The sequence below is a fragment of the Limnobaculum xujianqingii genome, assembly GCF_013394855.1.
GTDB classification, from domain to species: Bacteria; Pseudomonadota; Gammaproteobacteria; order Enterobacterales; family Enterobacteriaceae; genus Limnobaculum; species Limnobaculum xujianqingii.
Genome location: NZ_JABMLK010000002.1, coordinates 1,134,452 through 1,157,878 on the forward strand (window position 1 = coordinate 1,134,452; position 23,427 = coordinate 1,157,878).

Genomic DNA, 23,427 nt, shown 5'->3' on the forward strand with positions numbered 1-23,427 from the left:
TATCCATCTTTTTTGAGGCAGGGTTATATATGCGCAAACATCACCATCTTTTTTTTGCCCATCGTTTTTTAGCATATTGATGCTCTGTCTTATCGCCATATTGATTTTCGAGGTGATAAATGACTGTAATTTCTCTTCACCAACTGCATTTTCAGTTCAGCAGTGACAAGGTGATTTTTCAACAACTGAGCCACAGTTTTTTACCGGGTAAACACGGTATTGTCGGTGATAACGGCAGTGGCAAATCGGTGCTGGCGGCATTGATTTGTGGTCGCTACCTACCTGATACAGGTACTTTGATTGGTCCTGCATCCCCAGGATTTTTAACGCAACAACATTATTCAGCAGGTATCACTATTGCTGATTTTCTTGGTTATGGAGAATGTTTATCTGCTCTTCGGCGGGTAATTTCTGGTCATTTTAGTTCGCAAGATTTGTTGTTGGCTGAAGATAACTGGCTGTTGGAGGAGCAACTGACGCAGCTATTAGCCAGCATTAATATTACAGCCGATCCACAAAGGGAGCTGGTATCTCTCAGCGGTGGAGAACAAACCCGACTCATGTTATTGAAGCTATTCACTGGCGATCACGACTGGTTGATTCTGGATGAACCGGGTAATCATCTTGATTTAGCTGGTCGCCAATGGCTACAACGTGAAATCGAGCGTTATTCAGGAAATTTATTACTGATTAGTCACAATCGCGATCTGTTGGAGCAAATGCCACAAATTCATGAACTGTCAGACGGCAAACTGATGAGCTATGGCGGAAATTATAAGGTATACCAACAACAAAAACAGGAACAGCACTCGGCACAGTTACGGCAACTGACACACCAGAAAGAGCAGCTTAGAACATTGCGTACAGCACAACAAAACAGTATTGAGCGTGCGGAAAGGCGAGCTAAAAGCGGTAAGAAATTACGTGATAGCGGCAGTCAGTGCCTGTTGTTGCTGGATAAAATGAAAAACAGTGCAGAAATGCGTCGCTCTTCAAGCTTGCGCCATGCAGATCGTAAAATTGAGCAAACTCAAACCAGCATTACTGATATACAACAAACACTACAGCAGCCTAAAGCGTTGAGTATGGTGATTGATACTCACAGCAAAAAGAGTCGTTTTGCCATTCAGATCGATAAGTTAACTATGCCTTATGGTTATCGGGGAGAGATAACCCAAACCATCTATCCTGGAGAACGTTACTGGTTACAGGGAGACAATGGCAGTGGTAAGTCGACCCTATTGAAAATGCTGGTGGGTGAGATAACACCATTATTCGGTATGGTGAAAATGCATGGTCGGGTTGCCTATTTCGATCAGCATCAGTCATTACTACTGGATTCGTTATCGGTTTTGGATAATCTGCGTTCTCTGGCTCCGGGCATGACTGAGAGTGAATACCGAACTCAGTTAGCTAATATCGGCTTTCGACGAGAGAGCGTATTTAAACTGGCCGGTTCTCTTAGCGGTGGGCAGCGGGTCAGACTGGCGTTACTGGCAATAACCAGTGGCCCTCAATCCGCCTCAATATTATTGCTGGATGAACCGGATAACCATTTAGATTTACAGGCCCGACAGATGTTTGAACAAGCGATAGCCGGTTATAACGGAACGCTAATAGTCGTCAGCCACGATCGGCATTTTATTGATAATATCGGGATAACCCACAATTTTACGCTAATGTCATAAGCGTAAGTCATTTTCTACCAGGGTTGATACCATTGATACCATTGGTGCCATCTGCTTTTTCTGTTTGTTAAGGCAGGTGGTTTAACTATAAGATATCAGGCAGACAAGGTTTTGATTTTTTAATCTGAAGGTTTTATATGGCCTATATACCAAAAAACTACGCCAAACTTGAAAATGGCTATCGTGAAAAAGCGCTGAAGCTGTTTCCCTGGGTTTGTGGCAGATGTTCCCGTGAGTTTGTCTATTCCAATTTAAGAGAGTTGACGGTGCATCATATCGATCACGATCACTCTAATAATCCGGAAGATGGCAGCAACTGGGAAATGTTATGTCTGTTTTGTCACGATCATGAGCACTCGAAATATACCGAAGCGGATATCTATGGTTCGACGGTGGTTGCCGGGGAAGATGCTCAACAGGATCAGGGATTAGCAACCCATAACCCATTCGCTAATTTGCGTGATTTAATGAATAAAAAATAGTCAAAGCGACAGTGTCACAAACGATCGTTCATCAAACAATTTAAATATTGATGACCGATCGTTTTTATTTCTGGTGGCTAAACAACCGTAATGAAAGGGGCCGCCATTTGCTGTAGCCGCTCACAGACTTCATTAAAGGTTTGGTGATTCTTTAACATGCTTTTCAGAATGCGGTACTTACCATGACTGGTGGTAATTTCTAACGCTTCATTGTGCTGAGCATTGACCCGTTCCAGTTCACGAATATCACCATACATGATGGTAATCACTTTTGGCCTGATATGACCCTTGGGATAATTGACGGAATCGGAAGTAAAGATAACGTTCTGACGATCGGAAAAGCTATTGAGCAATATGATAAATGCCATCAACGTCAGCATGGCAAAAATCAACGCAGTCGCTGAAAGCAGATATCGGGCCTGCTCAGCCGTCACCGAGGCGGACTGTCCAACAACCAGCCATTGTTCAGTATTATTGATTTGATTATATGAAAACCAGGCTAGCCAGCCGAAAAAACCGATACCCATCAAAATAAAAAAACGATTTATTTTGTAGGGATACTTTACGATATCCATGCATTGTTCCTGTCAGCACTGCGATAGGTTAAAAACCATAATGCCGGGGTGTTAGAGAAAGCCAGAGAGTACCCCAATTTACACATTAGTGCCATTTTGTGTCGATTTGTGTGAATGATAATGTAAGTAATTCCCGCCATTTTTCCTCAATACTCTTGAACGTTAACTATTTCACTGCTTAATGATATGGTATGACACACATTTAATAATTTATAATTCATTTAATTATCAATTAATTATAATGTTAAATGCTTTTGTTTACTTCCGTTTGCTTCTGATTTGGGTTTGAGTGTATGACTGTAATCACCCTCTGTATTTTTATCATTAACTACTATTACCTTTGCATAGAGGAGGGAACATGTTTTTAGAAGAAAGAAGAGAGAAAATTCTAACTTTTTTAGATAAAAACGAACGGGCAACGGTAAATCAGTTGGCCGCCATGTTCTCTGTTTCTAAAGAGACGATACGTTACGATTTAAGAGTATTAGCTCAAAAAAGTTTGCTGTTGCGCTGCCACGGTGGTGCACAAGTGCTACGAAAAACGCTGCAATCGGATCTCATTACCCCGTCATCAGATATGGATATTGCCTCATTACTTAAAAAAATCGGCAAAAAGAAAAAGCGGGTTCCATTGGCGCGAAACAGCCAGACTACTCAGGGTAATGTTTGTATCTTAGGCTCGTTTAACGTTGATATCGTAGCAAAAGTAGAACGTTTTCCTAAAGGCGGTGAATCGCTGATGGCCATTAATAGTACTCTTGGCCCCGGAGGCAAAGGTGCAAATCAGGCCATGGCAGCGAGCAACGCCGGTGCAAAAGTACATTTTGTCTGTAAAACAGGCAAAGATCAGTTTAGCCAGTTTGCGTATCGTCATTTAAGTGATTCTGCCATCCATTCTTTTACACTGTATCAATCGGATGATGCGAGTACTGGTAATGCGGTTATTTATGTCTCTCAACAGGATGGAGAAAATATGATTGCCATCTATCCGGGAGCGAATAAAACCATTACTGAAAGTGAAATTATTGCCATTAGTGAACAGCTGAAAAAATCTGATGTACTGCTGGTTCAGCTGGAAAATAATTTTGATGCCACATTCAATGTGATGAGGCTGGCTAATGCTCTTGGGGTCAAAATTATTCTTAACCCGGCGCCATACTCGCACGAAATACTACAGTTCATTGAGTTAGCCAATATTATCACCCCTAATGAAACGGAAGCCTCGCTGCTGTCCGGTGTTGAGGTGACGGATATTGCCAGTGCACAACAGGCTGCACGTGAAATCGCTCATAAAGGGGTTCAGACCGTTATCATTACACTGGGAAGTAACGGAGCGCTGCTTTATGAAAATAATCAATTTCAGCACATTCCGGCATTACCTGCCGTTGCGGTAGATACCACCGGTGCGGGCGATGCTTTTACCGGCGCGCTCACGGCAGCCATTGCTTCAGGACAAAATCTGGGGTGGGCAGTGAAATATGCCACGGCTTTTGCCTCTTTAGCGGTGGAACGGGAAGGGGCTTCCAATATGCCTGTTCATCAACAAGTATTGCATCGGCTTTCGCTAAATGCCGATTTTTAATCACATGTTCAATTCAGGAGTATCAACAACATGGTAAAAAAAATTATTCTGGATTGCGATCCCGGTCATGATGACGCAATCGCTATGTTACTGGCTCACGGTAACCCTAATATCGAATTACTGGCGGTGACCACCGTAGTCGGTAATCAGACCTTAGAGAAAGTCACCCGTAATGCATTGGCGGTGGCGCGAATTGCCAATATCACCGGGGTTCCTTTTGCCGCCGGTTCTGCTCGCCCTCTTATTCGCCAGATAGAGATTGCACCGGATATTCATGGTGATTCTGGTCTCGATGGCCCGGTACTGCCGGAACCAGCATTTGATGTGGATTCACGTCATGCGGTGGATTTAATCATTGAAACCATTATGTCGCATCCACCTAAAACGGTAACCATTGTTCCAACTGCAGGTTTAACCAACATCGCATTGGCTGCCCGTCTTGAACCGCGAATTGTTGAGCGGGTAAAAGAGGTGGTATTGATGGGAGGTGGTTACCACGTGGGGAACTGGAGTGCGGTAGCAGAATTTAATATCAAAATTGACCCGGAAGCGGCCCATATCGTTTTCAATGAAAAATGGCCGTTAACCATGGTCGGGTTAGATCTTACCCATCAGGCACTGGCAACACCTGAAGTTGTAGAGAAAATCAAAGCGGTAGGAACCAACCCGGCTAAATTTGTTCTGGAGCTACTTGAGTTTTTTGGCACCATGTACAAAAGCGCGCAGGGATTTGATTATCCACCAGTACACGATCCTTGTGCGGTAGCTTATGTTATCGACCCTTCAGTCATGACCACCCAAAAAGTGCCGGTTGATATTGAGTTGACAGGAACGTTAACGCTGGGCATGACCGTTGCTGATTTCCGTTCACCACCACCAGCGGATTGCCACACTCAGGTAGCCGTAAAGCTTGATCATCAGCGTTTTTGGGATCTGATCGTTGATGCTCTTGAGCGTATTGGTGAGGTAAAAGTATGACCAATGCCTCTTCTGGATCTTCAACGGTAAGTGTAACGGTACTGATGACTGCGTTGCTGGCAGCCTGTATCGCCTTTCAGCTGAATGCCAGTATGCTGGGTCCGGTGTTGGTCACCATTGCTGAAGAATTACATTCTGATGAGGCGGCGGTTTCATTATCTCAGACCGCTTTTTTCACCTCCGCGGCACTGTTTTCGCTGTTCTTGCCTCGCCTGAGTGACATTAAGGGACGTAAAAAAGTACTGGTCTGGATGCTGGTGATTATGACCGCAGGGACTATTCTGGCCGCCGTAGCGCCGAACATTGAAACGCTTTACGTAGCCCGAATTATTCAGGGGGTTTCTGGTCCGGTAGTGCCTCTATGTTTATTGATGTTGCGCCATGAAATATCCGATCCAAAAGTTTACGGCACCATGATGGGAATTGTGACAGCGGTAAATGGTGGCATCGCAGGCATTGACGCTATAGCTGGTGGTGTACTGGCGGCTAACTTTGGGTTTCGTTCGGTCTTCTGGGTGATTACTGCGGTAGCGGCGATCTCTACCTTACTGGTCATTAAATGGGCACCAGAATCTCGCCCTTCAGCCGGAATAAGAATGGATTGGCCTGGCGTTATCTTACTGGTGTTCTCTTTAGCTTCGATGCTGATAGCATTAGGTCAGGCTGGCAATATCGCCGCAGTAAACTGGCCGCTGGTGATTGGTCTGGTCATTTTCTCTGTGGTGATGTTTATCTCGTTTTGGCAGGTTGAAAATCGCAGTCAGCATCCGCTGGTAACTACGTTTTACCTTAAACAGCGCAGTACCTGGGCGCTGTTGCTGACCACTATTTTGACCATGACAGGGATTTTCGCCATCGTAAACGGCTTGGTCATGTCTTTCGCTCAAAACCAGTCGGTAGGCTTTTCTTTAGGAGCCGATACTGCGGCATTAGCGTTTCTTACACCTTATGCATTGATTGGCTGGTTGGTTGGACCTTTCTCTGGTCGTCTGGCACCAACCCTCGGTTATAACAACGTACTGCGTATTGGTTTGTCAGGAAGTATTGTGGCGATTCTGCTAATGATGTTTATTGGCTTGCACTCTTTACCGGTACTGATTGCCGCAGTATTACTGATAGGTATGACCTATGCGGGTATCGCCAATATTATGCTCAATGGGTTAGGGATTGTGTTATCGCCTAAAGATAACCCTGGCTATTTGCCGGGAATGAACGCAGGAGCATTTAATCTGGGCGCGGGACTGAGTTTTGCACTGCTGCCTGCGGTTCAAATTATGACTACACCAGAGGGCGCGACATCACCAGTAGGTTATTTCAATGGAATCACGCTGGGATTAGCGATTACTGTTCTGGCGTTATTGGTGTCGTTTTTAATTCCAAGGCCAGTTAGCGCGGAAGTAAAGTCATGATCATATATGGATTTGTATGCATCAGCCAATCAAGAACAGGGTAATCCTCAATTTAGATTGATGACAAAGTTAGATAATTCAGTTTGTACCTTAAAATAGCTAATCGTTGGGAGGGACGGGTGTTGGGGTCGACTTAGCGTAAGCCAACGAAGCGCCCCTAACCCGGCCAGGCCCAACGCACGCCATAGTTGAGTACAGATGGTTTACCGACCGCTCTCGGTGCAGATATAAGCGCGGTGTTTTTACGGTCGGAATATTCACAGGTATTGATTAGGTTTGTTAGTAATCTGAGAGCCGGGATTATCCCCGGCTCTTTACTTATGTGGAACTGATGTGGCTTTACCCCATAACCGCCTGCGGTGTAGCCCGTGGTGCTTCGCGTTCGGTTTTTTCCTGCTCATCGTCTTCCTGTTGGAAACGTTCAGCTGCCGGGACTGAGATTTTAATGGCGATAATCACCGCCAGGAATCCTCCTACCAACTTACCTAACAGAATAGGAATGACTAAGGTTGGCTGGAAGTTCGCGGTAAAGGCCAGATGATCGCCAATGGTTGCCTGTGCACAGACGCCAAAAGCGACGCACAATACTTTGTCACGGGCACGCATATTGATGAATAAGTGGTAAGTAGCAATAATGTTGGCTAACACCATAATGAATGCCAGTGCGCCAGTATCAGTTAACTTCAGCACTTTGCTCAGTGCGCCAACCATACGTTTGCAGTATTTCTGGAACAGGTAACAAATAGGGAAAGTACCTGCCAGCATAATACCGATATATCCGGCGATTTCGATGGCTCTGAACAGCTCTTTCTGATCGGCAAACATTGGATCAAATCCCCATGCACCAAATACTTTGGCAAACACGCCGGTGAAGTGTTCGATAATAGAACAGGCCAGAACCAGTTTGATAAAGGCATCCATAATTTTACCGAATACCAGGAAGCCAGCCACCATCAGTTGAGGTCGATACTTCAAGCCAGCGGCCAGCAGAAAACAAAACACAAACAGCGGCGCCAGATATTGCAGCATGGTAATAAAATCCAGCGTCAGGTGATGTAATGCCGGAGAGTTTGTAGAAATAACATCGCGCACTGGAATATTGTTAAAGGTAATCAGCAGTAACGAAGCCAGAACCCCAAACGGAATGCTGATTAACCCGGCCATGGCACCTAACGCCAGATATTTGTGATCCTGACGATTAAGCATGGTCAGTCCAACCGGAATCAGATACACAATGGTTGCCCCGGATGTATAACCAATCAACATGGCGGTAATCCACATATCGCGGTTAGAGGTTAGGGCATCGGCTAACTGATAGCCGCCCATATCAACGGCGATAATCGATAGTGCAGCGATAGAAACATCAGAACCAACTGCGCTGAATACCGGCCCCAGCAAATGTGAAATGGCCTGAGACAGTAAAGGCACCGCAGTCATGATACCGGCCTGAGCCAGAAACACCGGGCCAATAGAGTGTATGCCGTTAACAAACTCTTTTCCCAGCCCGCTGTCTGGTTTAATGATGGAAGCCAGCGCGCCGACCAGCGTTCCCACCATTATAAGATAAATAACATAATTGCCGAACTCAGCCATGGGGTATCCTTTTGAATTTATTATTTTATTAACTGCGTAAGTTGCGTGAACGGGCAATAATGTCTTGATACTTTTCCATTACGCCGGACATGGAACTGCGGTTTGGTTTAGTAATTTGGGCATCTTGTTTAAAGCTAATAGGGCGTTCGATTCCCAATCCTTTTCGTGCCAGCATGGCAGCACCCAGCGCCGTAACTTCACGGTTTGCGGGGGCTACAATGTTTTTCTGAATCAGATTGGCGAGGAACTGTTTGAAATATTGATTAGATGACAGGCCACCATCGACAGAAATAGCGTCACCCAATGGAGAAAGCTTATCCATAGCCAGAATCACTTCTGCCGAGCGCACTGCGATGCCTTCCAGTACCGATTGCAGAAGATCTTTTCTTTCGATATCCAATGATAATCCAGCCCAAACACCGGCCGCAGAACGATCCCAGTATGGGCAAGCCAAACCAGATAAAGCAGGTACAAAGGCCAGTCCGCGAGAAATAGCGGAATCTTTACTGAAGTCGCTGAGCTCATCAAAATCATCAAGCAGACCGATTTTCTTCACCCAGTTAATGGCCGATGCAGCGTTATACACACCACCATCCAAACCAAAAATTGGCTCCTGACCGGGAAATTTCCAACATAAGGTGGGTAGCAGGCCAGAGCCTTTAGTTTCTGCGATGGTGGTTCCGGTTAACGATTGCAGAAATGCACCGGTACCAAATGTGACTTTGGCATCACCCTGATTGCGACAGCCATGACCATAAGTTCCGGCAAACTGATCGACAATTACGGCAGTAACGGGAGTAATGTGTCCATCCAGATTAATACTGCCAAAGTCACCGACGGTATCGCGAATTTCTGGTAGACAATGGATAGGAACGCCGAAGATTTCACACAGTTCAGGATCCCAGGTGAGGGTGTGGATATTGAACAGTGAAGTACGGGATGCGGCATTATAGTCAGTGCAATAAGTGCCACATAAACGGTCAAGAAAGAAGGCATCCATGGTGCCGATGCGCAGCTTTCCTTTATCTGCCAGCTGTTTTACGCCAACAATATTCTCAATAATCCAGTTCATCTTACTGGCGGAAAAGTAGGGATCGAGAGGCAAACCGGATTTTTGTTGCACTAAAGGTTCCAGCCCCTGATCTTTCATGTGCTGAATACGTTTTTCGGTACGCATGTCTTGCCAGATAATGGCGTTATACAACGGCTTTTTACTGTCTGCATGCCAGGCCACAATGCTTTCGCCCTGGTGGCAGATCCCAAGAGCATCAACCACTTCACAGCCAGATAAACACTTCATAATGTTAGCCAGAATTTCTTCCGGATCGTGTTCAACCCAACCACTGTTTAGTGTGATTTGTTTATGTGGAATGCTCATCGGGGAATGAGAGCGACCATTTTCATCAAAGACCACGATTCTGGTTCCGGTGGTTCCCTGATCGATGGCAGCATAACGTTGGTTAAGCATTGTTCACTTCCCTAAATATTATTGTTGTTAATTGGAGTGTTTTTTTGATTATCCCGATCAAACGGAAATAAAATCCACAAATATCTCACATTGTGTTTCCTATATGTGATAAACGTCACAACAAATTAACATTGTGGCGTTGTTTTTGTTATTAGTGGTTATTAATGTTGTTTGTGATGTTGATATTGTGGATTTGATGTGGTTTTATGTGTTCAGGAAACAAAATTTATCGGGATTACCTGAATATGAAAAAGCAAAATGACCAGATTTGGGATGTGATAGTCATTGGTGGTGGTGTAGTGGGTTGTGCGGTTCACCGTAAGTTTGCCTTGATGGGCGCTAAAACACTGCTGCTGGAAAGAGGGGGTGATATTCTCTCTGGTGCCAGTAAGGCCAACAGCGCTTTGTTACACACGGGATTTGATGCACCGCCAGAAAGCCTGGAATTGACCTGTATTCAAAATGGCTACCGTGAATTCATGGATATCAAAGATAAAATGAATTTACCGTTGTTGCAAACCGGTGCTTTGGTTGTCGCCTGGAGCGATGAGCAACTGGCTAAATTGCCGGGTATTGTTGAACAGGCTCATCGCAATGGCGTGATGGATGTTGAACTTATTGATAAAGAAGAAGTATATCGTCGGGAGCCTAAACTGGCTGCCGGTGCACTGGCGGCAGTGAGCGTACCCGGCGAAGCAGTAATGGATCCATGGAGTTCACCTTTAGCCTATCTGACTCAGGCGGTGAAACACGGTGCGGCTTACCAATTCCATTGTGAAGTGGAGAGTGGGGCACTGGAACAGGGGATGTGGGTTTTACAGACTAAAAAAGGTGAGTTTCGTGCCCGTTTAGTGATTAACTGTGCCGGTATTAATGGGGATATTGTTGAAAGCATTTGTCACCCATCACCTTTTCAAATTAAGCCCAGAAAGGGCCAATTCCTTATTTATGACAAAGCGGCAGCAGAAGACATCAACGCTATCATCCTGCCGGTACCAACGGCTATTACAAAGGGCGTTTTGTTAACTAAAACCATTTTTGGCAATTTACTGCTGGGGCCAACGGCCGAAGAGCAGGACGATCGCTGGAAAGCGGAAGTGAAACAAGAGGTGCTGGAAGATCTGATTCGGCAAGGCAGCAAAATGTTACCCAGCTTGTATAACTATACGGTAACCGCCACCTATGCAGGATTACGTCCGGCAACGGAAGAGAAGCATTATCGTATTGCTGACTACCCGGAAAAACAGTGGATTTGTGTAGGCGGTATTCGCTCTACCGGGCTGACTTCTGCTTTAGGTGTTGCCCAACATATTGCCAGTCTGTATCTGCAAAACTTTTCACCACTGTTTGAATTTAATCCACCACAAGAGATTATCTGGCCACAAATGCCGGTACTGTCTGAATACCATCAACGTGATTATCAACATGAGCACAATGGCGGCATCGTTTGTCACTGTGAGCTGGTAACCCGACGAGAAATTGAAGCGGTATTTGATTCTGATATTCCGCCAGAATGTCTGGGTGGACTATGCAGAAGAACCCGGGCCATGATGGGACGCTGCAATGGATTCTTCTGTAGCAATAAAGTGGCAGAAATTATTAACGATCGCTTTGAGAATACACTGGCTGTGGAGGTACTGAAATGAGACTAAATTATGATGCGATCATTATTGGCTCAGGACCTTCTGGCATTGCTGCCGCTACCGAACTAAAACAGCAAGGCATTAACAATATTGTGGTTTTGGAGCGTGAATCACAGGCTGGTGGCGTTCCCCGCCACTGTCAGCACGCAACTTTCGGTTTATTAAGTTTTAAACGGCCGATGAAAGGTGGTGCATTTGTAGAGAAGATTTTATCGCTTAGCGCTGGCGTACCGGTAATGACCAATACCACCGTGGTAGAGCTTCGTCCGGAAGGAAAGTTGCTGGTTTCCTGTGATAAGGGGCTGGTTGAAATGCAGGCGAAACGGGTGTTGATTGCCACCGGAGCGCGTGAAACGCCGCGTCATCCGCGTTTAGTTTCCGGATTACGGCCTCAGGGTGTATTGACTACCGGCGCATTACAACAGTTTATTTATCTTAATCGTCAGAAGCCTTGTCGTAATCCGGTGATTATTGGCAGTGAAATTGTTAGTTTCTCCGCTATCTGGACTTTACGCAATGCCGGTATTAAAGCCAGAGCGATGATTGAATCTCAGCCTCGCATAACGGCCAATCGCCCCTTGAGTCTGTTTCCTGCTGTAATGGGAGTACCGCTACATTTAAATAGCAAACTGGTTGAGATTGGCGGATTAAACCGGGTGGAGTATGTGGTGATTGAACGTAATGGTCAAACGGAACGTATTGAGTGTGATGCGGTTATTTTTACCGGGGAATTTACCGGCGAAAATACCCTGATTAGAAAAAGTCATCTCGATTTTGTTGCCAATACGGGTTGCCCGGTGGTGGATACTAACGGTCGCTGTTCTGATGCTACTTACTATGCGCTGGGTAATATGCTGCATCCTGCCGATATGGGGGACCAGTGTTACCTTGAGGGGAAAGTGATTGGTGAAGCCGTTGCCAGAGATCTGCATCAGGAGAATGTATCGACCGCTAACCGTATTACGATCCAACATGATAACCACATTTTGTTTACCGCTCCGGGCTGTGTGGATAAAAAAGCGGCCAATAGCCAGTTTAACCTGAACATTCGGGTAAAGCAGGCGATCAGTGGACAGGTCACGGTAAAAGCGGGCAGTACCATTTTATATCAGGGAAATCACCGCTGTATGCCGGGGCGGCGAATCATGTTGAAAAATGTGAACGCAGAATTGATACCGCTAAATGCTACAGAAATTAGCGTGAGTATCGTATAGTTGAGTGAAAGTTAACTACTTAATAATAGGGTACAAAAATATATGGCTGAAGGACGTTCATCTAATTTCCGGCATCAAACGATTCTGGAACAGCTATCCTCTAACGGTCAGGTATTTGTTCACGATTTAGCTGAGTATTTTAATGTTGCGCAGGAAACTATCCGCCGCGATTTGACAAAACTGGAGTCGCAAAAGTTACTGAAGAAAGTTCACGGTGGTGCAGTGAATATTCAGTCTAAATTTGAGCGAAACTTTTCTGAACGGGCCAAGGTGGCCATTGATGAAAAGAAAGCTATTGCGGTAAAAGCGGCGGGAGTGATTAAGTCTGGCGATACGCTGTTTATTGATTTTGGTTCAACTACGGTTGAATTCAGTCAAAGCGTGAAGATGATTAATAACCTGACGGTGATAACTAATTCACCGGTGATTGCCAGTATTATGCAAGAGAACCCAACCATAGAGACCATCTTAATTGGCGGTCAGTTTATTGGTTCTCAATATGCCTGTCTGGGGGCGATTGCCCTGAGAAATATCGGCGAGCTGTTTGCTGACTATGCAGTTATCGGTGTGGGAGCCATTGATGTCAATCGCGGCATCATGGACCAGAATGTTGATGAAGCTGCGGTGGCCAGAAAAATGTTGGCAAACAGCGATAAACTTATCGTATTAGCAGATTCATCAAAAGTGAATAAGCATGCGATCAATCTGGTTACCGGCTGGGAAAATGTCGATATTTTAGTTACCACCAGTAAAGATTTTAAGATTGCCGATAAAAGTAACGCGATTAAAACCAAGATTATTCTGGCTAATACCGGAAGTGATGCGGAATAGATAAATAGTATTTCGCATTAGTTAACTAACGTTTTTTGTATTCAATGTCAGGCCATTAAATAGATGGCCGGCATTCCCTTACGCCTGATTTAAGGTGTTGAATTATTATCTGACTGATTTATTTACATAATATTAAGGAACAATAATGAAGCTCTATTTTATTGCCTGTCCCTATTCAGACCCAAATCCGGAAATTGTTGAGCAACGTTTTAACCAGTGCACGGAAGTGGCGGCGAAGCTGTCATTAGCCGGATATGCGGTATATAGCCAGATTACTATGACTCATCCGATTAATGAGGTGGTCAACAAACAGGGCAAAAAGATTACCTGGACACCAATTGATGAAGCCTATATGGCGCGTTGCGATGAGCTTATTGTATTAACGCTACCGGGTTGGGATAAAAGCAGCGGCGTAGCAGGAGAGATTGAATACTTTCAATCGCGCGGAAGGCAAGTATGGACATATGATGAGTTTGCGCAAGAGTATGATATATAAACCGCGTTTTCTTGCTGCCAGTCAGTTGGTTTAAAAGAATCCACGCAATAGCGTGGATTCTTACCTTATTAACGCGGGTATTGGCTCTCGGTAACTTTTTCCATCCAGGTCACACTACTTCCCTCCAGTGATTCAGATATGGCAATGTGAACCAACGGTTGACTGGCTGATGCACCATGCCAGTGTTTAACCCCTGGCGGAATCCATACCACATCACCGGTTTTGATGGATTGAATTTCGCTGTTCCATTGTTGTACCCAACCGGTTCCGGAGGTAACCATCAAGGTTTGACCAAGAGGATGAGTATGCCAGGCCGTTCGTGCCCCGGCGTCAAAAGAGACAACACCACCGCCAATTCGGGCAGGGGAACTTCGTTGAAAGCGAGAATCTACTTTTACCGAACCGGTAAAATAATCAGCTGCGCCAATGGTGGTAGGTTGAGAACCAGCAGAGGTTACTATTACGACGCTATCTTGAGTTGCCATCGCTGTAGCAGGCAAAAACAGTGCAGTCAGCGCAATGATAATCGTTTTTATCATAATTGATTCCTGTAATGATGTTTTACTGCCCGAAAATGTATTTATTTATTTTCTTTAAAGACATCTTGGGCGATCGCAATGGCGGTAACAGAATTAGGCCAGCCGGAATAGAAAGCCAACTGAGTAATGGTTTCAACCAGTTCCTCCTGCGTTACACCGTTTTGACGTGCCAGGCGAAGATGCGAACGTAACTGATCGGGGCGATTCATGGCCACCAAAGCGCTAACCGTGATTAGGCTTCGATCTCTTTTGGAGAGCTGTGGACGCTCCCAGATATCCGCATATAACACATCATCAGTAAGCTGGGCCATTTTGGGCGCAATATCTCCCATCAGTTGCTGTGCGCGGGAAGGTGTTTTATTTGGCGTGGTGGTATCTTGTGCATAGGAATAGGGGGTGATTGAACTGGTAAATATAACCGCCGTACAAATTAACGATCGCTTAATCATTTTTTTCATTGTTCATTTCCTTTGTTATCGATGAAGTTAAATCTGGATATCAATGAAGATGAAACAATGTTACCGAATGACTGATGTCATCAGCCTGACAGCACACTGACATATTTGTCAGAAACAATATATTGATTAAATTAATCAGAATTAATTGCCAGCGTCAGGCCAAACGTATTTAAACCGTCGTGGCTACTGGCAAATACATCCCCCCGATGCATTAATGCCACTGCCCGAACAATAGAAAGTCCCAGACCATGGTGCGTATTACTACGCGTTCGCGATAAATCCATGCGATAAAAACGCTCAAACAGGCGAGCTAAATGCTCAGCAGCAATGGCGTCGCCGACATTGGTAACGGCAACAGAAGCAAACCCATTTTCCTGGCTGATAGTTATTTTAACGGTAGTGTTTGGAAAAGCATGACGGGCACTGTTTTCTAACAGATTTGCCAGTGACCGATGAAATAGTCGTTTATCGATGCGTGCTGTGATATCACCCACCACCTGAATATCGAGGTTTTTTTCAGCAAATGAGGGCTCTACATATTCTGCGGTTTTAATCGATTCTTCACGTAAGGAGACATCGGTTAGTTGTGTGGCATGTTCACCGGCTTGTGCATGAGATAGAAAAAGCATGTCATTGACGATGGATGTCATTCTTTCCAGCTCTTCCAGATTGGATTCCAGTAACTCTTCAAGTTCGTGAGTTTCTCGTTTCCGTGACAAACTCAATTGTGTTTGTCCAATAAGATTGGTGAGTGGCGTTCTTAGTTCATGAGCTACGTCTGCGTTAAAACTTTCCAACTGCTGCCATGCAACTTCCTGGCGCTTAAGCACACCATTAAACGCTACCGCCAGCTTTTGTAATTCATCCGGTAGTGTAGTGGTATCCAGACGTTGCCCTTGAGTACCGGGAGCAAGTTGATGAGCCTGCTCACTAAGATGATTGACCGGGCGCATACCAAATCTTGAAATGGCATACCCCATTAGCGCCACCAGAAAAGCACCAAAAACCGTAATCACTATCAAAGTACGGGTAAATTCGTTTAGCGTGCCCATATAGGGTGTGGAGTCAATAGTGACAACATAGCGTAATGCAGGGCGTTCTCCGGCTGCGGGAATGTCAGTAATTAACAGAAACAGAGAACAGGCATCCTCTGTGGCACCGGCAACTTTACTGAATCCATTATCTAAAGAGGCCCAGCTTACTCCCGCCGGGGCAGGCCCTCCCACCTGAAATCGAGAATCATCGCTGAGAACCCAATACTGGACGCGTCCTCCCTCGGCAGACGCGAGGTCGGTAAACTTGGTTGCCAGCGTTTGCCAGCCATCCAGCGTAGTTCTGGCTTGAATCCATGGTTCCATCAGGGAATGACGGAACAACAGCTCATTGTGCATTTGCCTTTGCAGTGAATCATGCAGAGAGCTTCTCAGCACAAGACCTGATGCGGAAACAATCAGAATGGAAGCTAAAGCAAACATCAATGCCAGTCGGCCAGAAATAGAACGTTTCATCATTAAAGTTTTCACTATTTTGCCGGGGACTCAGGTCTGGTCTCAAGAACGTATCCCATACCTCGTACGGTATGCAGTAATTTTACCGGATAGGGCGTATCTATTTTGGCTCTCAATCGTTTAACCGCGACCTCTACCACATTGGCATCGCTATCAAAGTTCATATCCCAAACCTGTTCGGCAATCATCATTTTTGACAGGATCTCCCCCTGATGACGAGCCAGAAGGCTTAACAGGGCAAACTCTTTAGCGGTTAATTCCAGTCTGTTTCCGGCCCGGGTAACTCGTCGCGCTAACAGATCGAGGTGTAAATCATGAAGTTGCAGCTGAGTAACATCGGCACCATCACTGGGGCGGCGTCTTAGTAGCGCTTGAATGCGCGCCACCAGTTCAATCAGAGAGAAGGGTTTAGGCAGATAATCATCGGCTCCATGACGTAATCCTTTAACTCGCTCATCCACTGAGCCTCGGGCAGATAGCATCAATACCGGCGTTTGCTTACAGGCTCGTAACCCTTCCAGAACGCCATAGCCATCGATTCCCGGCAACATCACATCCAGCACAATAGCATCGTAATCATATTCAAGAGCAAGATGCAGACCATCTGTCCCGTTAGCGGCTACATCGACGGTAAATCCCAGTTCACTGAGCGCCCGGTTAATGTAAGAGGAGGTTTTCTCCTCATCTTCTATCAGAAGTAATCGCATATTTGCTTCTCCCTTTACCCTTCAGGGCGATATGACATTTATTAGCACTATCTTAACTGCTCATCGCCAACATGTAGCTGACATTTTCCTGACATTTCTGTCAGAAAACTTTGGATTTTAAACTGACAGAAATGTTATCTGACGGTCATGCTGATGTCAGCCAGCGCTCTTTAGACTACCTGAAGGTCAATTTCCTTGTTTTGAAGTAACAGGGAAAGTCCCGGGAATATTCAATGGTTATTTCCATATCAGGAGGTCTTTCTAATGAAACATCACGTTTTCAGAGCAACATTATTAGCATCAATGATAAGTATTTCATCAGGCGCTGCACTGGCAGCAGACTATAAACAAAACCCCTTTACGCTAACTTATGAAGGAGCCATTACTGAAAATGTAACCGGTAAAGTTAATATTCATCCGGTTAGCTATCAGCTAAATGGCATTGATATTGCTGCCAATGTTTATACCCCGGCGAACTATGACAGCAGCAAAAAGTATCCAGCGGTCGTCGTCGCTCATCCTAATGGAGGTGTAAAAGAGCAAGTAGCGGGCCTGTATGCCCAGCGACTGGCAGAGCAGGGATATATCACCATTACTGCGGATGCTGCCTACCAGGGAGCAAGTGGTGGTTTGCCTCGTAATGTCGATAAACCAGCTCATCGTATTGAAGATATTCACGGCATGGCTGATTTTATCAGCCAGTATGCTGGTGTTGATATTGATCGCTTAGGCCTACTGGGTATTTGCGGCGGCGGAGGCTATTCGCTAAAAGCGGCACAAACCGATAAACGTTTTAGCGCCATTGCTACCCTAAGTATGTTTGATTCAGGTCTGGTAAGACGCAATGGCTATGTTGATTCCCAAATTTCTACCATACAGCAGCGGTTAAAACAGGCTTCTGATGCACGGGCACAGGAGGCCGCGGGTGGTGAGGTTATCTATACCGGTGATGCCAAATTGACGGATGAACAGATCGCTAAATTACCATTTGATTTGTATCGACAGGGGTTTGAATACTATGGGAAAACCCACGCGCATCCTAATTCCACTTTCAGATATACCCTAAGTAGCTTGCTTGACTTAATGAGCTTTGATGCCAGCAGCAATATGGATTTAATCGATAAGCCATTGCTCATGATGGCGGGTAGTAAAGCTGACTCTTTATATATGACAGAAAGCGCGTTCAGCAAGGCAATAAATGTAAAAGATAAACAGCTGTTTTTGATCGATGGCGCAACCCATATTGAAACCTATTGGCAACCGCAATATGTCAATCAGGCGATGGGAAAACTGGAGCAGTTTTTTAGCAACAATCTCTAACAGATACAACCTAATATGACTCGCTGGTGTCTGGCTGTAGCTTATTACTCTTGTTTGGCGGTGATACTCAGAACCAGCGAGGGTTAATCCCTTTTTAACATTGGTAAAGGCTATGAAAAAAATCTTCATTCTCTTGCTGGCAGTAACTTTCAGCAGCCTGAATGCTATTGCGGAACCGGTAAATAGTCATGCTCAAAGAACATTAATTGTCTATTTCTCTCAACCAGAAAACGTCAAATTAGACGGTGTAGATGGCGTATCAGGTGCGAGTATTTTACAAAAAAATGGTCAGATATCAGGTAGCACACAATATCTTGCTCAAATTATTCAACGCTATACGGGAGGAGAATTATTCCGCATTGAAACCGTTACCCCTTATCCAACACAACATGAACCGTTACTGCGCTATGCGGAACAAGAACAGCGAGATAACCGTTATCCTGAATTGAAAACTAAGATAGATAATCTGACTGATTACGACAGGGTTTTTATTGGTTATCCCATATGGTGGTACAAAATGCCGATGCCACTGTATAGCTTTTTACAGCAACATGACTTGAGTGGCAAAACCCTCATTCCTTTTACTTCACATGGCGGTAGTCGCTTCTCTGACTCTCTTCGCGAAATTAAACGCCTGCAACCTGATGCCCGGTTAGTGACTCAGGGATTGGCTATTTCCAGAGATGATGTTGCTGATGACGGCACGGTAACCAGAGTCGGTGACTGGCTGAATAAATTGACCAGCGTTCAGCAATAACAGGCTTGATATGAGAAGAAAATATCAGTGTCAGGTTCTGTCAGATGTGATTATGTTATTCATTTTATTATCGTTGATGGGGTTTCATCTGTGGAGTGAATATATCCATGAATGGCTTGGAACAATATTGTTTCTGATGGTTATGTTACATGTGGGTTTGAATACCCATTGGTTGCAGAAGCTATTTCAGGGAGAATACTGCGCTTTTCGGATCTTGCAGCTGTCAATAAATGCATTATTGCTGTTGCTGTTTTTATCCGCGGTGATAAGCGGGGTAATGCTTTCTCGACATCTATTACCAGACTTGGTTATACATAGCTCGTCCGATCTGGTCAGAAAAGTTCACATGGCTAGTGTTCATTGGCTGCAAATCATCATTGCTTTACACCTTGGTATTCACTGGAGAATGCTGGCTAATTTCTTTTGTAAGATTTGGCATATTTCACCCGTTTCTGTATTGATGACACGAATTCTTCCGCTGATTTTTAGTGTTATTGCTGTTTATGGTATTTACGCATTCATGCAGCGGGAGAGGTTGCCTTATTTGTTCTTTCAGGTCGATTTCGCCTTTTTCGATTTTGATGAATCAATGTTCTTATTCTATTGGGATTTTTTCGCGATTACGCTTTCCGGGGCTTATTTGAGCCAAATTTTGATATGGCTGATGACATTCAGGCAACGTGCAAGGCGCTAAATATTATCTGACTGGCAAAAAGAGACTAAAGTCTTCAAATAATCAAAGCGGCACTTGTTATTCAAGGTATCATTCGATATATAATAATTTATATATCGAAATGAGAGGATCTCAAATGACACTTTTATCTCCCCGTCTGGCGCTTGCCAGCCTGACTTTGCTTATCTCTTTTTCCACTTTCGCCGATCGTCAGGTTACTGACCAGATTGGCCGAACGGTAACCATTCCTGATCGGGTCGATAGGGTGGTGGTTCTACAACATCAAACATTAAACCTGTTGGTACAAATGAACGCTACCGACAAGATTGTCGGCATTCTGGCCAACTGGAAGCAGCAACTGGGTAGCAATTATGCCACTCTGGTGCCTGAGCTAAACGATAAAGCATCATTGGGTGATTTAACCCACGTGGATGCTGAAAGCCTGGTGGCGCTGAAACCACAGGTAGTTTTTGTCACTAACTACGCTCCTCAGGAGATGATCGATAAGATTAGTGCCTTGGGTATTCCGGTACTGGCTATTTCATTGCGCCATGATAATCCGGGAGAACAGTCCAAAGTTAACCCGGCCATGGATGACGAAGAGCAGGCTTATAATTTGGGCCTCAGGGAAGGCATTGAACTGATTGGTAATGTGATAAATAAACCCGAAGAAGCCAAGGCGCTGGCGGATGCTGCTTTTGCCGGTCGTCAAATAGTTACCGATCGTCTAAAATCACTGGCGGAACAACAGCGTGTACGAGCCTATATGGCCAATCCTGACCTGAGTACCTATGGTTCAGGCAAATATACCGGATTGATGATGAATCATGCCGGCGCACTGAACGTGGCGGCGGCGACGGTAAAAGGCTTTAAACAGGTTGCATTAGAACAGGTTATTGTCTGGAATCCTCAGGTGATTTTTGTTCAGGATCGTTATCCTAAAGTGGTGGATGAAATCAATAATGATGCAAAGTGGCAAACCATCGATGCGGTTAAGAATCATCGTGTGTGGTTGATGCCTGAATATGCTAAAGCCTGGGGCTATCCGATGCCGGAAGCCATTGGCTTAGGTGAGCTGTGGATGGCAAAAAAACTCTATCCGGAAACTTTCAGCGACATAGATATGCGTAAAGAAGTCGATCGCTGGTATCAACGTTTCTACCGTACTCAATATCAAGGCATTGATTGATGTTAAAAATACTGGCCGCGGGCAGTTTGCGTCGGGTGTGGGCTCCATTGATGGCGCAGTTTCAGGCTGAAACTGGCATGACATCAGAGACTCAATTTGGGCCAGCAGGATTGCTACGCCAGCGAATCGAGGCTGGTGAAACCTGCGATTTCTTTGCTTCAGCCAGTGCCAATCATCCGGCTGCATTAATCTCAGCCGGGCTTGCTTTGGGTAGCATCCCTTTTGCCTCTAACTGTTTGTGTCTGAGCGTAGCACGACGGATTACTAGCGGGAGTGATGATTGGTTATCACTATTGAGTAACCCAGAGTTACGTCTGGCAACCTCTACGCCGGGCAGCGATCCTTCAGGTGATTATGCCTGGCAACTGTTTGATAATCTGGAGCGCTATCAACCCGGTTTAGGGGAAAGCCTTAAAAATCGGGCGTTATGCTTAGTGGGTGGTGCCAATAGCCCGGCGGTTCCGCCTGGAGAGATGGCGGCCAGTTGGCTTATTCGTAGTGGGCAGACTGAGATGTTTCTTGGTTATGCCAGCTATGCTTCAAACCTGAGGCAACATGCTGATATATTCGTTTATGATATCCCTGAAGAAATGAATGTAGTTGCGCATTACGTTTCTGCGATATGTACTGAAATGGGGATGGCACTGGGGGCGTTTCTTCGTACCCCAATAGCAATGGATATCCTTAGAGAGAATGGATTTGGGGTCGGACTCTCTCCTGGTTCAGATTGTTGAATTCTCCCGATCCGCAGTAAACACCTTCTATTGTTTGATAATCAGTCAGTGTGGATATACCAGAAATACCTACTTAGGAGGTATTTTCTTAGCTTAAAAATCGTTATATATTTATTTATATAACGATATCCAAAACACAAAAGTGAAAGATGAAATATGAGTAATTTTTTTGGTATGGGATTGATCGCAGGTATCAACAGTCAGGAACCCTATAGTTCACAGCATATAACGCGTTACTGTGAGGATTTCAGACGCGGCTATGTTATTGGCTATACCCATTCGTTGATGCAATTAAGCGGTGATAGCGAATTAGTCACCAGAGTTGCAGGGAGTTTGACGCAAAAATACGGCCTGAATAAAGAGATGATGATGGAGATTTATACTGAATTTCAGCAGGACTCCTCCACTAACTCATTTATTTCAGGCTATACGGCGGCGGCTCAAACTTAATAAATATATTCGGAAGTCTTGCAGTAGTGGCGATACTAAATGGCTTGTAAGTACAGAAGATAAGGATAACCGGATGTTTCTTTATATGTTTTACCTTGGTGGTAATGCGGGTAAGTCTAACATTGAAGTCCATGATATTCAGTTTGTTGTGGCAGAAAAACCAGAAGATGCATGGCCAGTTTTACGTTCAGTCTGGTTTGGTGATGCGGATAAAATTCATATCGATGGCTACGCAAAAATCACCTGGGTTGATGGGTATTCGGTATCTCTTTCGTTAACGCCTTCAGGAAAAGAGAATCGGTTATTTTTTGTGAATGCAGGAGGTTACCATCCTTCTACTCTGGCAGAGCTCCATGCTTTCGATCTTTTTGTTGCCAGAAATAGGGAAGAAGCTAAAACCAAAGGGCTTCAATGTCTTTTGAGTGGGGCTTCACAGCAGCATAAAGATAATTTAAAAGACGTTGATGATTGCCTGCTGTTAGACAGAGTAGGGGAGTATTATATCCACCTTGAGCCCTGTTCAACAGGGTCGCACTTTAGCCCTGAATGGCAAGGTTACCAGCCTATCGGCTAATAATAACGGCAACAACATCGATCCTTATCAATAGAAACAGGCGCCCTAACTAAGGCGCCTGTTTCTATTGTGTGCAATTTTATGGCTTTAAGGAGTTGTTTTTCGATATGGATGTGCGGATTAGATGAGGTTGATACAGCTTGTTTTACTATGACTTTGCCTGTGTTATACCCATTCCTTATTGATATAATTAATAATTTTTTAAGGAGTGGTTTAGGTTATTGATTAATACTGCGGGTGTAACTTTAATTATTAAAGACTTTCTTATTATTTTGATATGATTTTTGAATATTTTATAATCATTTGTTGGTTAATTTATTGATATTTAAATAATTAATTTACATGAGGTGGTTTTGAAATTGTGTTTTTATAAAATCATTCATGTATTGATCTTTATCATTAAACGGGTGTTTAGTGTATCTTTGATTAAATTTTCAACATTTCCTATTTACAAAATTAATGAAATGTATAGGATCTGAAATCCAGATTAAATGGATAAATGTTATCAGGATGAGTCATTATGGATAATAGATATAAAGGTTATTATTTAGGAGAGAAT

The 23,427-nt window shown here is 44.5% G+C and carries 23 protein-coding genes; 16 read left to right on the forward strand and 7 right to left on the reverse strand.

Annotated features, from left to right (window positions below):
* The first annotated feature begins 119 nt into the window (after nt 1-119).
* Nucleotides 120-1,688 carry an ABC-F family ATP-binding cassette domain-containing protein gene (locus tag GOL65_RS19200; protein ID WP_140917914.1) on the forward strand — a complete coding sequence of 523 codons (1,569 nt, stop codon included), beginning with the start codon at nt 120-122 and terminating at the stop codon, nt 1,686-1,688.
* 137 nt (nt 1,689-1,825) lie between these two features.
* Complete coding sequence (gene yajD, locus GOL65_RS19205) at nt 1,826-2,170, forward strand: HNH nuclease YajD (protein WP_140917913.1); 345 nt, start codon at nt 1,826-1,828, stop codon at nt 2,168-2,170.
* A gap of 77 nt (nt 2,171-2,247) precedes the next feature.
* On the opposite strand, the gene GOL65_RS19210 is transcribed toward yajD, so the two are convergent.
* On the reverse strand, nt 2,248-2,745 hold the full coding sequence (locus tag GOL65_RS19210; protein ID WP_140917912.1) for a hypothetical protein: 498 nt from the start codon (nt 2,743-2,745) through the stop codon (nt 2,248-2,250).
* 358 nt (nt 2,746-3,103) lie between these two features.
* On the opposite strand from GOL65_RS19210, the gene rbsK reads away from it, so the two are divergent.
* Genes rbsK through uriT form a run of 3 tightly spaced genes read left to right on the forward strand, consistent with a single transcriptional unit; the run spans nt 3,104 to nt 6,714 of the window.
* Nucleotides 3,104-4,327: a ribokinase gene (gene rbsK, locus GOL65_RS19215; protein WP_140917911.1), complete on the forward strand. Its 1,224-nt coding sequence runs from the start codon at nt 3,104-3,106 to the stop codon at nt 4,325-4,327.
* 30 nt (nt 4,328-4,357) lie between these two features.
* Entirely contained in the window at nt 4,358-5,305 is a 948-nt protein-coding gene (uriH, locus tag GOL65_RS19220) for a uridine-preferring nucleoside hydrolase UriH (protein WP_179038502.1), read from the forward strand.
* The gene (uriT, locus tag GOL65_RS19225; protein WP_140917909.1) at nt 5,302-6,714 is read left to right on the forward strand and encodes a uridine transporter UriT; all 1,413 of its coding nucleotides are present in this window, start codon (nt 5,302-5,304) and stop codon (nt 6,712-6,714) included. The genes uriH and uriT overlap by 4 nt, the downstream gene beginning before the upstream one ends.
* Before the next feature lie 339 nt (nt 6,715-7,053).
* Here uriT and eutH read toward each other — a convergent pair whose 3' ends face one another.
* Both eutH and GOL65_RS19235 read right to left on the reverse strand, forming a co-directional pair.
* A complete protein-coding gene (eutH, locus tag GOL65_RS19230; RefSeq protein ID WP_140917908.1) occupies nt 7,054-8,307 on the reverse strand; it encodes an ethanolamine utilization protein EutH in 1,254 nt (417 codons plus the stop codon).
* A gap of 28 nt (nt 8,308-8,335) precedes the next feature.
* Nucleotides 8,336-9,775: an FGGY family carbohydrate kinase gene (locus GOL65_RS19235; protein ID WP_140917907.1), complete on the reverse strand. Its 1,440-nt coding sequence runs from the start codon at nt 9,773-9,775 to the stop codon at nt 8,336-8,338.
* Between the two features lie 245 nt (nt 9,776-10,020).
* Between GOL65_RS19235 and GOL65_RS19240 the strand changes: the two genes are divergently transcribed.
* The 4 genes from GOL65_RS19240 (at nt 10,021) to GOL65_RS19255 (ending at nt 13,959) form a co-directional block, all read left to right on the forward strand.
* Nucleotides 10,021-11,421 (forward strand): NAD(P)/FAD-dependent oxidoreductase, encoded by a 1,401-nt coding sequence (locus GOL65_RS19240; protein WP_140917906.1) that lies wholly within the window; start codon nt 10,021-10,023, stop codon nt 11,419-11,421.
* Nucleotides 11,418-12,632, forward strand: a complete 1,215-nt coding sequence (locus GOL65_RS19245) for an NAD(P)/FAD-dependent oxidoreductase (protein ID WP_140917905.1) — start codon at nt 11,418-11,420, stop codon at nt 12,630-12,632. Before GOL65_RS19240 ends, GOL65_RS19245 begins: the two co-directional genes overlap by 4 nt.
* Nucleotides 12,633-12,674: 42 nt before the next feature.
* Complete coding sequence (locus tag GOL65_RS19250; RefSeq protein ID WP_140917904.1) at nt 12,675-13,463, forward strand: DeoR/GlpR family DNA-binding transcription regulator; 789 nt, start codon at nt 12,675-12,677, stop codon at nt 13,461-13,463.
* A 145-nt stretch (nt 13,464-13,608) separates the two neighbouring features.
* A complete protein-coding gene (locus GOL65_RS19255) occupies nt 13,609-13,959 on the forward strand; it encodes a DUF1937 family protein (protein ID WP_140917903.1) in 351 nt (116 codons plus the stop codon).
* 68 nt (nt 13,960-14,027) lie between these two features.
* Here GOL65_RS19255 and GOL65_RS19260 read toward each other — a convergent pair whose 3' ends face one another.
* The 4 genes from GOL65_RS19260 to GOL65_RS19275 all read right to left on the reverse strand — a co-directional run bounded on the left by GOL65_RS19260 (nt 14,028) and on the right by GOL65_RS19275 (nt 17,171).
* Entirely contained in the window at nt 14,028-14,498 is a 471-nt protein-coding gene (locus GOL65_RS19260; protein ID WP_407657515.1) for a (R)-mandelonitrile lyase, read from the reverse strand.
* 41 nt (nt 14,499-14,539) lie between these two features.
* Nucleotides 14,540-14,956 (reverse strand): carboxymuconolactone decarboxylase family protein, encoded by a 417-nt coding sequence (locus GOL65_RS19265; protein ID WP_140917902.1) that lies wholly within the window; start codon nt 14,954-14,956, stop codon nt 14,540-14,542.
* 131 nt (nt 14,957-15,087) lie between these two features.
* Entirely contained in the window at nt 15,088-16,467 is a 1,380-nt protein-coding gene (locus GOL65_RS19270) for a heavy metal sensor histidine kinase (RefSeq protein ID WP_140918405.1), read from the reverse strand.
* Between the two features lie 11 nt (nt 16,468-16,478).
* The gene (locus GOL65_RS19275) at nt 16,479-17,171 is read right to left on the reverse strand and encodes a heavy metal response regulator transcription factor (protein ID WP_140917901.1); all 693 of its coding nucleotides are present in this window, start codon (nt 17,169-17,171) and stop codon (nt 16,479-16,481) included.
* A 264-nt stretch (nt 17,172-17,435) separates the two neighbouring features.
* Here GOL65_RS19275 and GOL65_RS19280 point away from each other — a divergent pair, with 264 nt between their 5' ends.
* The 7 genes from GOL65_RS19280 (at nt 17,436) to GOL65_RS19310 (ending at nt 22,868) form a co-directional block, all read left to right on the forward strand.
* The gene (locus tag GOL65_RS19280; RefSeq protein WP_140917900.1) at nt 17,436-18,491 is read left to right on the forward strand and encodes an alpha/beta hydrolase; all 1,056 of its coding nucleotides are present in this window, start codon (nt 17,436-17,438) and stop codon (nt 18,489-18,491) included.
* A 112-nt stretch (nt 18,492-18,603) separates the two neighbouring features.
* Nucleotides 18,604-19,248 carry a flavodoxin gene (locus tag GOL65_RS19285; protein WP_140917899.1) on the forward strand — a complete coding sequence of 215 codons (645 nt, stop codon included), beginning with the start codon at nt 18,604-18,606 and terminating at the stop codon, nt 19,246-19,248.
* A gap of 10 nt (nt 19,249-19,258) precedes the next feature.
* Nucleotides 19,259-19,942 (forward strand): DUF4405 domain-containing protein, encoded by a 684-nt coding sequence (locus GOL65_RS22505; RefSeq protein ID WP_140917898.1) that lies wholly within the window; start codon nt 19,259-19,261, stop codon nt 19,940-19,942.
* A gap of 115 nt (nt 19,943-20,057) precedes the next feature.
* Nucleotides 20,058-21,110: an ABC transporter substrate-binding protein gene (locus tag GOL65_RS19295; protein WP_140917897.1), complete on the forward strand. Its 1,053-nt coding sequence runs from the start codon at nt 20,058-20,060 to the stop codon at nt 21,108-21,110.
* Nucleotides 21,110-21,844: a substrate-binding domain-containing protein gene (locus GOL65_RS19300; protein ID WP_140917896.1), complete on the forward strand. Its 735-nt coding sequence runs from the start codon at nt 21,110-21,112 to the stop codon at nt 21,842-21,844. The genes GOL65_RS19295 and GOL65_RS19300 overlap by 1 nt, the downstream gene beginning before the upstream one ends.
* Before the next feature lie 156 nt (nt 21,845-22,000).
* Nucleotides 22,001-22,294 (forward strand): DUF2623 family protein, encoded by a 294-nt coding sequence (locus tag GOL65_RS19305; protein WP_140917895.1) that lies wholly within the window; start codon nt 22,001-22,003, stop codon nt 22,292-22,294.
* A gap of 73 nt (nt 22,295-22,367) precedes the next feature.
* A complete protein-coding gene (locus GOL65_RS19310) occupies nt 22,368-22,868 on the forward strand; it encodes a DUF1543 domain-containing protein (RefSeq protein ID WP_140917894.1) in 501 nt (166 codons plus the stop codon).
* Nucleotides 22,869-23,427: the final 559 nt, after the last annotated feature.